Origin of the sequence: Geothrix oryzae (assembly GCF_030295385.1) — a bacterium.
GTDB lineage: Bacteria > Acidobacteriota > Holophagae > Holophagales > Holophagaceae > Geothrix > Geothrix oryzae.
The window spans coordinates 1,871,457-1,883,591 of record NZ_AP027079.1 but is presented as its reverse complement, the minus strand read 5'-3'; the positions used below and the strand labels follow the sequence as shown (position 1 = coordinate 1,883,591).

The 12,135-nt window shown below is 68.7% G+C and carries 11 protein-coding genes; 9 read left to right on the top strand and 2 right to left on the bottom strand.

What is annotated here, in order from left to right; all coding sequences use genetic code 11:
* Together gmd and QUD34_RS08690 are read right to left on the bottom strand one after the other, a co-directional pair.
* Complete coding sequence (gmd, locus tag QUD34_RS08695; RefSeq protein WP_286353301.1) at positions 1-1,044, bottom strand: GDP-mannose 4,6-dehydratase; 1,044 nt, start codon at positions 1,042-1,044, stop codon at positions 1-3.
* Between the two features lie 74 nt (positions 1,045-1,118).
* Positions 1,119-1,988, bottom strand: a complete 870-nt coding sequence (locus tag QUD34_RS08690) for an NAD-dependent epimerase/dehydratase family protein (RefSeq protein WP_286353300.1) — start codon at positions 1,986-1,988, stop codon at positions 1,119-1,121.
* Positions 1,989-2,132: 144 nt separating this feature from the next.
* Here QUD34_RS08690 and QUD34_RS08685 point away from each other — a divergent pair, with 144 nt between their 5' ends.
* The 9 genes from QUD34_RS08685 to hemN all read left to right on the top strand — a co-directional run bounded on the left by QUD34_RS08685 (position 2,133) and on the right by hemN (position 12,004).
* Positions 2,133-3,359: a glycosyltransferase family 4 protein gene (locus QUD34_RS08685; RefSeq protein WP_286353299.1), complete on the top strand. Its 1,227-nt coding sequence runs from the start codon at positions 2,133-2,135 to the stop codon at positions 3,357-3,359.
* A gap of 15 nt (positions 3,360-3,374) precedes the next feature.
* Positions 3,375-4,505 (top strand): chorismate synthase, encoded by a 1,131-nt coding sequence (gene aroC, locus QUD34_RS08680; RefSeq protein WP_286353298.1) that lies wholly within the window; start codon positions 3,375-3,377, stop codon positions 4,503-4,505.
* 75 nt (positions 4,506-4,580) lie between these two features.
* The gene (locus tag QUD34_RS08675) at positions 4,581-5,744 is read left to right on the top strand and encodes an NAD(P)-binding domain-containing protein (RefSeq protein ID WP_286353297.1); all 1,164 of its coding nucleotides are present in this window, start codon (positions 4,581-4,583) and stop codon (positions 5,742-5,744) included.
* A complete protein-coding gene (gene hemC, locus QUD34_RS08670; RefSeq protein WP_286353296.1) occupies positions 5,741-6,619 on the top strand; it encodes a hydroxymethylbilane synthase in 879 nt (292 codons plus the stop codon). Before QUD34_RS08675 ends, hemC begins: the two co-directional genes overlap by 4 nt.
* Positions 6,616-7,308: a uroporphyrinogen-III synthase gene (locus QUD34_RS08665; protein WP_286353295.1), complete on the top strand. Its 693-nt coding sequence runs from the start codon at positions 6,616-6,618 to the stop codon at positions 7,306-7,308. The genes hemC and QUD34_RS08665 overlap by 4 nt, the downstream gene beginning before the upstream one ends.
* Complete coding sequence (gene hemB, locus QUD34_RS08660) at positions 7,302-8,279, top strand: porphobilinogen synthase (RefSeq protein WP_286353294.1); 978 nt, start codon at positions 7,302-7,304, stop codon at positions 8,277-8,279. Before QUD34_RS08665 ends, hemB begins: the two co-directional genes overlap by 7 nt.
* Positions 8,280-8,322: 43 nt before the next feature.
* Positions 8,323-9,579, top strand: coding sequence for a glutamate-1-semialdehyde 2,1-aminomutase (gene hemL, locus QUD34_RS08655; RefSeq protein WP_286353293.1), 1,257 nt, complete (start codon positions 8,323-8,325; stop codon positions 9,577-9,579).
* Positions 9,580-9,647: 68 nt separating this feature from the next.
* Positions 9,648-10,637 carry a uroporphyrinogen decarboxylase gene (gene hemE / locus QUD34_RS08650; protein ID WP_286353292.1) on the top strand — a complete coding sequence of 330 codons (990 nt, stop codon included), beginning with the start codon at positions 9,648-9,650 and terminating at the stop codon, positions 10,635-10,637.
* Positions 10,634-12,004 carry an oxygen-independent coproporphyrinogen III oxidase gene (gene hemN / locus QUD34_RS08645; protein ID WP_286353291.1) on the top strand — a complete coding sequence of 457 codons (1,371 nt, stop codon included), beginning with the start codon at positions 10,634-10,636 and terminating at the stop codon, positions 12,002-12,004. The genes hemE and hemN overlap by 4 nt, the downstream gene beginning before the upstream one ends.
* The last annotated feature ends 131 nt before the right edge of the window (positions 12,005-12,135 follow it).

Sequence of the window (12,135 nt, the reverse complement as noted above, 5' to 3'; positions counted from 1 at the left end):
TCAGCGGTAGCCGGCGCGGGGCGCCTCGGCGTGGCCGGCGTCGCGGAGCACCAGCTCCTTCTGGGCCAGCCTGAGGTCGGAATCCACCATCATGGCGGCGAGGGTCCGGATGTCGGTCTTCGGTTCCCAGCCCAGGAACTTGCGCGATTTCCCGGGATCGCCTTCGAGGTGATCGACCTCGGCGGGGCGGAAGTAGCGGGGGTCGATCTCCACATGCTTCTGCCAGTCCAGGTCGAGGCGGCCGAAGGTGAGGCCCAGGAAGTCGCGGATGCTGATGCTCTCGCCGGTGGCCACGACATAGTCATCGGGCTGGTCCTGCTGCAGCATGCGCCACATGGCTTCCACATAGTCGCCCGCGAAGCCCCAGTCGCGCTTGGCGTCGAGGTTGCCCAGGAACAGCTTGTCCTGCAGGCCCACCTTGATGCGGGTGGCGGCCCGCGTGATCTTGCGGGTCACGAAGGTCTCGCCGCGGCGGGGGCTCTCGTGGTTGAAGAGGATGCCGTTGCAGGCGAACAGGCCGTAGCTCTCGCGGTGATTGATCACCTGGTAGTGGGCATAGACCTTGGCGCAGGCGTAGGGACTGCGGGGCTCGAAGCGGGTGCCTTCGTGCTGGCGCGGCTTGGCGCTGCCGAACATCTCGGAGCTGCCGGCCTGGTAGAACCGGATCTTCTTGCCGCTGTGCTTCATGTAGCTGCGGATGGCCTCCAGCAGGCGGATGACGCCCACGCCCACGACATCCACGGTGTATTCGGGCTGGTCGAAGCTGACCCGAACATGGCTCTGGGCGCCCAGGTTGTAGACCTCGTCGGGCTGGACATCGTCGAGCACATTCCGCAGGGCGCCCGCGTCGGAGAGGTCGCCATAGTGCAGGTGGAAGCTGGGATTCGGCGCCTCGCCCACATGCAGGTGGTCGATGCGGTCCGTGTTGAAGAGGCTGGCCCGGCGCACGATGCCATGGACCTGGTAACCCTTGGACAGCAGAAGCTCGGCCAGGTAGCTCCCGTCCTGGCCGGTCACGCCCGTGATGAGTGCGATTTTCTGCATGGGTTCCTCGGATCGAATGGAAACCTTCACTTTACCGGTCGGGAGGGGTGGAAGGAAGGGCAGGCCGGGCCGCTTCACCGGGCGGCGGCGATGGCTTCGGCGGTGTCCTGCAGGCTGCGGGAAGGGGCCCATCCCGTCGCCGCCATGAGGCGGGAAGGGTCGCCGACCATGGATTCCACGGCCGGATCGGCGAACGCGATCGGGTACTCCCGGCCGCAGGCCAGGAGCAGGGCGCGGACCAGCTCGGACACCCGGGTGGCGCGCCCTGAACAGAGGTTCCAGATAGAGCCGCTGGGCGCATCGACTTCCAGGAGCCGCAGGTAGGCATCCATGGCGTCCCGCCAGTCGAGGAAGTCGCGGATGTCGTCCCGGCCTCGCATCCGGATGGGGTTCTCGCCGCCCCGGAGGCGCTCCATCAGCTCAGGCACGAGCAGGCCGGCGGCCATGCCGGGGCCGACCTGGTTGAAAGGGCGCACGATGAACACTTTTAGAGCCTGCTGGTGACTCAAGGCCCAGGTTTCCCCCAGGTGCTTGGAGAGGGCGTAGGGATGGACGGCTCCGAGGGGATCCGTCTCCTGGATCCGATGGGAGGCCGGGGCGTAGACGAAGGCGCTGGAAGTGAAGATGGCCCGGCACCCGGGCGCCGCTTCCGCCAGGTGATCGAAGACCCGCGCCGTCATGCGGAGGTTGGCCATGATCAGGTCCTGGGTCCATGCCATGCCGGGAACCGAATAGGCCGCGAGGTGGAAGGCCGCATCCCACGGGCGGCCCGTGGGTCGAGGCAGATCCTCGTCGCCGAGCAGGTCCACGGCATGGCACCGCAGCCGCGGGCCTTCCTCACCCCGGACCCGGTCCCAGATGTCGACCTCGTGGCCCGCATCCAGAAGCCGGGCCGCCAGGGCCCTGCCGATGAAACCGGAGCCTCCCACCACCAGGACTTTCATGCATGTCTCTCCAGCGTTCATCGGGTGGCGGCTCCAACTCCGCCGGGGCCGGGCGTGGGCATCGCCTGGCGAGGCTTGGCGAAATGCTAGCATCTAGGCTTTCCCGGGCAGAGCGGTGATGGCGCGGTATGTGGAGGGGACCTGATGCGCCTTGGCATCTTTCATCCAGCTTTCGAGGCCGTGGGCGGCGCCGAACTCCTGGTGGCGGCGCAGGCGCAGCATTTCCGGGCCCAGGGGGCCGGGCCGGAAATCGTGACCCTCGGGTTCGATGAGGCCCGCTGGTCCGAACGGCTGGCGGGGATTCCCGTGCGCACAGTGTTGAAGCGGCACTGGTCCGATCCTCTGTACGGCCTGGGTCGCCTGGCCAAGCTCCGGCGGCGGGGGCTTCGCGCCGCCGAGGCGCTGAAGCCGTACGACCTGGTGATCGCCCACAACTTCCCGGCCAGCGCCATGCTCGGGGCCGCGCCCATCCAGAGTCGCAAGATCTGGCAGTGCAATGAGCCACCGCGAAGCATCCACATGAGGAATGCGAATCCGGCCCTGGCCGCGCGCCTTGCCGCCACGCTCGGCGAAGGTCCGGAGGAGGCCACCCGCGCCTTCTCCCTCGCCCTCGAGGGCCACGATCAGGGGATGAGGCGCAACACGAGCCTCAGGGCCCGTCACACCTACGACCTGGAGGTCACCCGGGGGCTCGACCTCATCTACGCCATCAGCGAGTTCAGCCGGGACAATGCGCGGCGGATCTACGGCCGCTGCCGGGACGAGGTGATCTATCCCATCGTGCGCTTCCCTGAAGGGGGGCGGAACCGCAGCGGGCTGGAGCGGTCCGTGCGGCGGGTGCTGGTCCACTCGCGGCTCGAGGTGCTGAAGAACATCGATACGGTCATTCGCGGTTTCCAGCAGTTCCAGGCGGCCAGCCCCGTGCCCTGCGAACTCCATGTGGTGGGGACGGGGCCGTTCCGGACGCGCCTGGAAGCCCTGGCCGCGGATCTCTGCCCCGCCGGTTCCGTCCGCTTCCACGGCTATCTTCCCGACGAGGAGCTCCTCCAGGTCTATGAGGCCTGCGATGTCTTCGCTCTGCTCACGCTGGACGAACCGTTCGGCATGGTCTATCCGGAAGCCGCCGCCAAGGGGCTACTCCTGGTGGGACCGGATCACGGCGGTCCTCTGGAGATCCTGGATGGCGGCCGCCTCGGATGGGCGGTGGATGCCTTCGCACCGGAGGCGCTGGCCGGGGCCCTCCATGAGATCTGGAGCCTGGATGACGCGGAGGCGGACCGTCGCCGGGCCGTGGCGGATCGTGCCTGCCGCAGCCGGTACGGCGTCGAGGCCGTGGGGCCCCAGTTGATGGCGCTGCTACGGGAAGCCTGAAGGTAGACTGGTTCGATGCTCTTCGATTCCCCCTCCACCTTCGGCCGGGCCTTCCGCATCCTCACCTTCGGGGAGAGCCATGGGGCCGCGGTCGGCGTCGTGATGGATGGGGTGAAACCCGGGCTGCCCTTCGATGTGGAGGCCATCCAGAGGGAGCTGGACCGGCGCAGGCCCGGCCAGTCGGACCTGGTGACGCCCCGGAGCGAGGCGGACCGCGTGCAGGTGTTGAGCGGCGTGTTCGAGGGGCTGACCACGGGGCATCCCATCGCGCTGGCGGTGTTCAACGAAAACCAGAAGAGCAGTGACTACCGGGCCATCGCGGACCTCTTCCGGCCGGGCCACGCGGATCTCACTTACGATCGCAAGTACGGCCTCCGCGATCCGCGGGGCGGCGGGCGGAGCAGCGGCCGGGAGACCCTGGCCCGGGTGGCCGCGGGGGCCTGGGCCAAGCAGCAGCTGGCGGCCCTCGGCGTGACGGTGCGCGGCTTCAACCGGGAGATCGCGGGAATCGCCGGAACGGCCGTGGACTGGGCCTTCGTGGAGTCCAACCCGCTCCGGGTGGCGGATGGCGAGGCCTTCGCCTCCCAGCGGGCCGCGGTGGAGGCCGCCCGGGCGGAGGGCGACAGCGTGGGGGGCGTGTGCGAAGTCTGGATCGAGGGGCTGCCGGTCGGTCTCGGCGACCCTGCCTTCGGCAAGCTGGATGGTCTGCTGGCCCTGGCCTGCATGTCCATCGGGGCGGTGAAGGGCGTGGAACTGGGCGCGGGCTTCGAGAGCGCGCGACGGCGGGGCAGCGAGAACAACGATCCCCTGGGCCCCGCGGGGCCGCTGAAGAACGATGCCGGCGGCACCCTGGGCGGCATCAGCACGGGCGCGCCCGTGGTGGTGCGGTTGGCGGTGAAGCCCACCAGCTCCATCGCCAAGGCCCAGAAGACCATCGACCGCGCCGGCCAACCTGCGGACATCTCTACGAAGGGCCGCCATGATCCCTGCATCGCGCCCCGCATCGTGCCAGTGGCGGAGGCCATGTGCGCCCTGGTGATCTATGACGCCTGGCTGACGCAGCAGTCGCTCCGCGAGGGGTCCGTGGCTACCCTCGGCGAATGGGACTGGACCGCGGTGGACGCGCTCCTGGCGCGTCCGTTGTGATGACGGCCACTTTTGAAAAGGTGTGACGAAGCGATGACGGAGCCCCGTTCGCCTGAACTGATCATGGGGTCCGATATGGAACCCGTGCTGATCAGCTTTCACGCCCCCATCCACGATCTGGACGTGGTGGCGCAGCATGTGGTCCGGGACGGCGTGCCGGCCCGGCTCCGGGAATGGCAGAAGCAGACCGGCGCCCGCGAGCTGGTCTACCTGGCCACCTGCCAGCGGGTGCTGTGGCTGGTCTGGGGCGGAAATCCCGCGGCTCTGGACCCTGGACCCGGCGTGCGGCGCTACGAGGGTGAAGAGGCGTGGGTCCACCTGCTGGCGATGTCGGCTGGGTTGGAATCCGCCAACCTCGGCGACCGTGAAATCCCCGGCCAGATGAAGGATTCCCTCGAGCAGGCGCGCCAAGTGGGCGTGGCCGGCGAAGAGGCCCATGCCGTGTTCGAGGATGTGATCCGCGAGGGCCAGCGCCTTCGGTCCCGCCTCGGCCTGGCGGACGGCAATGTCAGCGTCGCCACCGTGGCCCTGAAGCATCTCTGCGAAGGCCTCCCTGAGGGGGCCTCCGTCGCCCTGGTCGGCGTGGGCCCCATGACGCAGTACCTCGCCCAGCGCCTGCCGGAACGGGGATTCAAGGTCGTCGTGGCCAACCGGACCCGGAGCAAGGCCCACGAACTGGCGGAGCCCCTTGGGCTGCCCGTCGTGGAGCTGGCCCAGCTCCAGCGGGATCCGCTGGGCTTCGACGCCATCGTCAGCGCCACGGCCGCCCCCGAACCGATCTTCACCCTGGATGCCTGGCAGACCCTCAAGCGCCCGATCCTCCGCATCCTCGACCTGGCGCTGCCGCCGGACTCGGAACCGGGCCTGGAGCAGCTGCCCTGGGTCCACCGGGTGGATCTCACGGCCTTCCTCGCGCAGACCACCACGGCGCGGGCCCAGCGGGCGGAAGCCGCCCTCAAGGCCGAGTCCTTCCTCGTGGGGGCCGCAGGGCGCCTGCGGCACCGGGCCCACGGGCGGGCCCACAAGCGCCATCTGGCCTCGGCCCAGGAGCGCCTGGATTCGGCCTGGGGCGCCCTGGAGGCCGAAGTGAAGGCGCTCGAGGATTCCATGCAGGGGCTCGACGAAGCCCAGCGCGAAGCCCTCAAGGAGATCCTGTCCCGGGGCCGCACCCTGGCGTTCCGCGCCCTGATCCAGACCCAGCCCAAGCCCAACGCAGATGGAGAGGTGGTCAAGCCATGAGACATGTCACGGTCGCCACCCGAGGATCCGCCCTGGCCGTCGGCCAGGCCGAGCCCATGGTGAGGTTCCTCGAATCGAAAGGCTACGAAGTGTCGTGGCGCAAATTCTCCACTTCCGGCGACCAGTGGCTGCAGGGGCCCCTCGACAAGCAGGTGGGTGGCGGCTTCTTCACCAAGGAGCTGGAGGACGCCATGGCCGGCGGCCACGCGGACCTGCTCATCCACAGCCTCAAGGATGTGTCGCTGGAACGGCCGGCCGGCATCGTGTCCGCCTGCATCCCTCATCGCGAGGATCCTTCGGACTGGCTGGTGATGCGGCCGGACGCCCCGGAGGATCTGGTCATCGGCACCAGCGCCGTGCGCCGCGAGCGCGTGCTGAGCCAGCTGTTCCCCAAGGCCCGCTTCACCTGGATCCGGGGCAATGTCCAGACGCGCCTCCAGCGCGTGCGCGACGGCATCCTCCGGGACGAGCCCGTGCATGCCACCATGCTCGCCGCGGCGGGCCTGAAGCGGCTGGGTCTGGACCTCTCGGGGCTGACGGTCCGCCCGCTCACGGCGGCGGAGCTGCCTTCGGCGCCGGGGCAGGGCGCCCTTCTGGCGGAGGCCCGAGCCGACCGTCCCGATCTGATCGAGGCCCTGGCCGAAATCCATGACGCCATGACCGCCCGCTGCGTCGCCCTGGAGCGCCAGGTGCTGGCCGGCATCGGCGGCGGCTGCCAGCAGCCGCTGGGGGCGCTGGCCACCCCCCAGGCCGATGGGTCGCTGCTGCTCCAGGCCGCCTACGCGCCGGATGGTGAACTCCGCCGGGCTGAGGCCCGGGGGACGGATGACCGGGACCTGTTGGCGCGTGTCCTGAAGGGCATCGGCCTCTCATGACGCCCTCGGCCCACCACCCGCGCCTGGCGCTGGCCCGGCCCGCCCAGCATCCGCTGGCGGACACGGTGCGCAAGGCCGGCTGGCGGCCGGTTCCCTATTCATTCACCTGTCTGAAGGTCACGGCGGGCGCTCCACCCCTGCCGCTGGATCAGGTCCGGGCGCTGCTGGTCCTGAGTCCGTCGGGAGCTAAGGTGGCTGCCACGGCCCTGCCTCCCGGGATGACCTGCCTGGTCCAGGGCGCGGGCACCGCGGATGCCCTGGGGCGGGAGGACCTGGATGTCCAGCTGCCCTCGGAGGCCCGGGCCGAGGCCCTGTGGGACCTGCTGCAGACCCGGTTTCCCCAGGGTGGGGACTTCATCCTCGCTCGGGGGGAGCGGAGCCGCGAGTATCTGGAAGTGGCCGCGCGGGATTCGGTCTGGCGCATCCATCCCTGGATCACCCACCGCGAGGCTCCCCGGGAGCCGTTCCCGCCCTTGCCCAAGGTCGAAGGCGTGCTGGCCCTGAGCCCGCTTCAGGCCGAGATCCTCGCGCCCCTGGCCGGGGATGTGCAGCGCTTCGCCTGGGGCGAGGCCACCGCCGAGGCCTTCGCCAAGGCCGGTGCCCCCGCCCACGCCCACTGCGAGCCGAAGCCCAGCCTGCTATGGGCCATGCTCGCGCAGCATCTCAAGAAGGAGGAGTCCCCATGCTGAACCGCTCCCGCCGCCTTCGCACCAGCGCCGCCATGCGCAACCTGGTGGCCGAGACCGATCTTCGCGCCCGCCACCTCATCCAGGGCCACTTCGTCCAGCCCCAGGCGGGCAGCAGCGAGATTTCCAGCATGCCGGGCATCTCCAACGCCGGCGTGGAGGAGACCGTGCGTCAGGTGGAGAAAGACCTGAAGCGCGGCCTGGCCAGCGTGCTGCTCTTCGGCGTGCCGGAGGAAGGCTCCAAGACGCCCGATGCGGCCTATGTCCGCGACCGCCAGGGCGTCGTTCCCAAGGCGGTGAGGGCCCTGAAGAAGGCATTCGGCTCGGACCTCATCGTGATCACGGATGTGTGCCTCTGTGGCGCCACCAGCCACGGCCATTGCGGCCTCGTGGACGAGGAGGGGCTGGTCCGGAACGACGAGACGCTGCCGATCCTGGCGGAAATGGCCCTGCGGCACGCCGAGGCGGGCGCCGATGTGGTCTCGCCCAGCGACATGATGGATGGCCGCGTGGCCGCGATCCGCGCCCTGCTCGACCAGAACGGTTTCACCCAGACCAGCATCCTCAGTTATGCCATCAAGCATGCGGGCGCCTACTACGGGCCCTTCCGCGAAGCCGCCCACAGCAGCCCCAAGTTCGGCGACCGGAAGACCTACCAGATGGACCCCCGCAATGCCCGCGAGGGCCTGCGGGACGCGCTCCTGGATGTGGAGGAGGGGGCGGACATGCTCATGGTCAAACCGGCCCTGCCGAACCTCGACCTCATCTGGCGCCTGCGCGAAGCCCAGCTGGCGCCCATCTGCGCCTACCATGTGTCCAGCGAATTCAGCAGCGTCAAGGCGGCGGATCGGATGGGCTGGGTAAACGGCGACCAGCTGATGTACGAGCACCTCCTCGCCATCCGGCGCGCCGGCGCAGACATGATCGTCACCTACGCCGGCCGCGAGGCCGTGGAAAAGGGATGGGTCTCCTGAGTCGAAGGAAAACCGTCAACCGCAGAGCATCTAAGAGGCATTCATGAGTAACGAGACCCTGTTCCAGGAAGCGCTCACCCATTTTCCCGGTGGCGTCTCCAGCCCCGTGCGGGCCTTCCGCGCCGTGGGCGGCACGCCCAAGTTCTTCAAGAAGGCTTCGGGCGCCTGGTTCGAGGACGAGGATGGCCAGCGCTTCCTCGATCTGTGCATGTCCTGGGGCCCGCTGATCCTGGGCCACGCCCATCCCGACATCCTGGCCGCCGTGAACGAGGCCATGCAGGAAGGCCTCACCTTCGGCGCCCCCAGCCGCCGCGAGCTCTCCCTCGCCCGGAAGATCAAGGAGATGGTGCCTTTCATCGAGAAGATGCGCTTCGTGTCCTCGGGCACCGAGGCCGTCATGTCCGCCCTGCGCGCCGCCCGCGGCTTCACGGGTCGGGAGCGCATCCTGAAGTTCGAGGGCTGCTACCACGGCCACAGCGACGGATTGCTGGTGAAGGCGGGCTCCGGCCTCGTCACCTTCGGCGCGCCCACCAGCGCCGGCGTGCCCAAGGCCATCGCCGAGCTGACCTCCGTGGTCACGCTCGATGACATGGAGACCCTGGAGCGCACCTTCGCCGAGATCGGTGGCGAGCTGGCGGCGGCCATCATCGAGCCCATTCCCGCCAACAACGGCCTGCTGCTCCAGCGCCCCGAATTCCTCAAGCGTCTGCGCGAGCTGTGCACCCAGCACGGCGTGGTCCTCATCTTCGACGAGGTCATCAGCGGCTTCCGGGTGGCCCCGGGCGGCGCGGCCGAGCGCCTGGGCATCACGCCGGACATGGCGACCTACGGCAAGATCATCGGCGGCGGCATGCCCGTGGGCCTCTACGGCGGCCGCAAGGACATCATGGGCGTCGTCGCGCCGGACGGCCCGGTCTACCAGGCGGGCACGCTGTCCGGCAATCCCGTGGCCATGGCCGCGGGCCTCGCCACCATGGAGAAGCTCACTCCGGCCTTCTACGCCAGCCTGGAAGCCAACGCCGAGAAGTGGGCCGCGGCCTTCGAGACCATTCCGGGCCTCCATTGCCCCCGCTACGGTAGCCTGCTCTGGCCGCTGTTCCAGGACGGCGTGCGCCGCAGCGACGCGGTGAAGGGCGAGGCCATCAGCGTCTTCAACCGCCTGCACAAGGCCCTGCTGGGTCAGGGCGTCTACCTGCCGCCCAGCGGCTACGAAGTGGCCTTCCTCAGCGCCGCCCACGGCGAAGCCGAGCTGGCCCGCTTCAAGCAGGCCGCGGCCGCCGTAGCCAAGGACTTCGCCTGATCTTTCGCAAGTCTCTTTCCTCTGCGTTCTCTGCGTCCTCTGCGGTGAATGGTTTTTTCGGTGATGTGATGCCCCAGTCCCTGCTGCGTGTTCTCAACGGTGAAGTCCTCGACAAGCCCCCGGTCTGGTTCATGCGCCAAGCCGGGCGCTTCCTGCCGGAATACCGCGAAGTGCGGGCCAAGGTCACCTTCGAGCAGCTGCTCAACGATTCGGACCTGGCGGCGGAAGTCACCCTGCAGCCCATCCGCCGCTTCCCCCAGATCGACGGCGCCATCATCTTCAGCGACATCCTGGTGATTCTCGATGCGCTGGGCTGCGAGGTCACCATCCCCGAGGGCGGCCCCCGCATCGGCAAGACGCTGGACCAGATCGACATCAACCGTCCCCTGGACGAGAAGGTCTTCGAGCCGGTCTGCAATGCCATCCGCAAGGTGAAGGCCAACCTGCCCGAGAAGGTCACGATGCTCGGTTTCGCAGGCGCTCCCTGGACCCTGCTGGCCTACGGCATCGAAGGGAAGGGCAGCAAGGGCTGGGCGAAGGCCAAGGCCTTCATCCACCAGAACCCCGTGCTGGCCCAGAAGTGGATGGACAAGCTGGCGGACGCCGCCGCGCGCCTGCTGAACCTGCACATCGAGGCCGGAGCCCAGGGTGTGCAGCTCTTCGACACCTGGGCCGGTGAGCTCGACGCCGACGACTACGCGACCTTCGCGCTGCCCTCCGTCGAGCGCACGCTCTCCCAGGTGACGGCGGCGCCGACCCTCTTCTTCGCCCGCACGGGCTACCTGCCGGATTCCCTGAACCAGCTGCCCTGCAAGGGGCTGGCCGTGCCTTGGCAGGTGCCGATCTCCGAGGCCCGCCGCCGCTTCCCCAAGATGGTGCTGCAGGGCAACCTCGATCCCATCGCGCTCCTGGCGGGCGCCGACACCGCGAAGCGGAAGGCCCGCGCCATCGTGGACGCCATGAAGGGGCACCCCCATGTTTTCAATCTGGGTCATGGGCTCGTGCCCGAGACCGACCCCGCCGTGGTGGCGGCCGTTCTTGACGAGGTGAAGGCATGAACCAGCTCGCCGATCTCATCCGTCGGTACGACCGGCCCGGACCGCGCTACACGGGCTACCCCATGCCCCCGGTCTGGTCCGACGACTTTCCGGAGCCCGAGGTGCTGGCGGCGCTCGACCGCGCCAACGCCCGACCGGACGAGGCCCTGTCGCTCTACCTGCACATCCCCTTCTGCCCCCGTCGCTGCGCCTATTGCGGCTGCAATGTGGTGGTGAGCCCCCAGTACGACCCCGTGGAGGCCTACCTCGCGGCGGTGACGAAGGAACTCGACCTCGTCTGCTCGCGCCTGAAGGACCGCCGCAAGGCCCTGCAGCTGCACTGGGGCGGGGGCACGCCCACCTACCTGAAGGCGGCGGACCTCAAGCGCACCTTCCAGCTCTTCAAGGACCGCTTCGAGTTCCTGCCAGGCGCCGAGATCGCCATCGAAGTGGATCCCACCTTCCTGGAACCGGACCAGCTGCCGGCGCTGCGGGAGATGGGCTTCAACCGGGTCTCCTTCGGAGTGCAGGACCTGGACGAGAATGTGCAGGCCCTCATCACCCGCGGCCAGACCTGGGACCACACCCTCACGGCCATGCGGCAATGCCGGGAGCTGGGCTTTGACGGCGTGAACCTGGACCTGGTCTACGGCCTGCCGGGTCAGACCATGGACACCTTCCGCCGCACCCTGGAATCCACCCTGGAACTGTCGCCGGACCGCATGGCCATCTACGGGTTCGCCTACCTGCCCAGCATCATGCCGTTCCAGCGGAGCATCCCCGAGGAGACCCTCCCCACGCCGGAGCTGCGTCTGGACCTGCTGCTGCTGGCCTCGGACATCCTGGAGAAGGCGGGCTATGTCGCCATCGGCATGGACCACTTCGCCCACCCGGACGATCCCATGGCCAAGGCGGTCCAGGAGGGCAAGCTCATCCGCAACTTCATGGGCTACGCCGTGAAGGCGGGCTCGGATCTGGTGGGCTTCGGGCCCAGCGCCATCTCCAATGTGGCCGGCGTGTATTCCCAGAACGAGAAGATCCTCGCGAAGTGGGAACGGAGCATCACGGAAGGACATCTTGCCGTTCACAAGGGTCATCGCCTGACCGAGGACGACGAGCTGCGCCGCTGGGTGATCCACCACCTCATGGGCCACTTCGAGCTGCGCTGGGAGGACCTCAAGCAGCGGTTCGACGTGGACGGGCCGGTGCTCTTTGCCGATGCCGTGACGCAGCTGAAGGAGGAAGTGTCCCAGGGCACGGTGGAGGTCCGCCCGGAGGGGATCTTCATCACGGACCTGGGCCGGCGCTTCGTCCGGAACCTGGTTCAGCCCTTCGATGCCTACCTGGCGAAGCTCAGCGCCAAGACGGCTTTTTCCAGAACCGTCTGACCAGGTCCATTGAATAGCTGACCCAAAGGCCTACATTGGGAAGTGTGGAGACCCGCCCGCTGGGACCCGGGCTCCAAAGCCTTAGGCCCCTCCGGTGGTCTCCGCGAACCTGCCTGGTATCCAGGCGATGT

What these genes read in the sequence shown, in the direction of transcription:
- gmd (WP_286353301.1), bottom strand. Translation starts at nt 1,044, where the DNA reads ATGCAGAAAATCGCACTCATCACGGGCGTGACCGGCCAGGACGGGAGC.
- QUD34_RS08665 (WP_286353295.1), top strand. Translation starts at nt 6,616, where the DNA reads ATGACGCCCTCGGCCCACCACCCGCGCCTGGCGCTGGCCCGGCCCGCC.
- aroC (WP_286353298.1), top strand. Translation starts at nt 3,375, where the DNA reads ATGCTCTTCGATTCCCCCTCCACCTTCGGCCGGGCCTTCCGCATCCTC.
- hemB (WP_286353294.1), top strand. Translation starts at nt 7,302, where the DNA reads ATGCTGAACCGCTCCCGCCGCCTTCGCACCAGCGCCGCCATGCGCAAC.
- hemE (WP_286353292.1), top strand. Translation starts at nt 9,648, where the DNA reads ATGCCCCAGTCCCTGCTGCGTGTTCTCAACGGTGAAGTCCTCGACAAG.
- hemN (WP_286353291.1), top strand. Translation starts at nt 10,634, where the DNA reads ATGAACCAGCTCGCCGATCTCATCCGTCGGTACGACCGGCCCGGACCG.
- QUD34_RS08690 (WP_286353300.1), bottom strand. Translation starts at nt 1,988, where the DNA reads ATGAAAGTCCTGGTGGTGGGAGGCTCCGGTTTCATCGGCAGGGCCCTG.
- hemC (WP_286353296.1), top strand. Translation starts at nt 5,741, where the DNA reads ATGAGACATGTCACGGTCGCCACCCGAGGATCCGCCCTGGCCGTCGGC.
- QUD34_RS08675 (WP_286353297.1), top strand. Translation starts at nt 4,581, where the DNA reads ATGGAACCCGTGCTGATCAGCTTTCACGCCCCCATCCACGATCTGGAC.
- hemL (WP_286353293.1), top strand. Translation starts at nt 8,323, where the DNA reads ATGAGTAACGAGACCCTGTTCCAGGAAGCGCTCACCCATTTTCCCGGT.
- QUD34_RS08685 (WP_286353299.1), top strand. Translation starts at nt 2,133, where the DNA reads ATGCGCCTTGGCATCTTTCATCCAGCTTTCGAGGCCGTGGGCGGCGCC.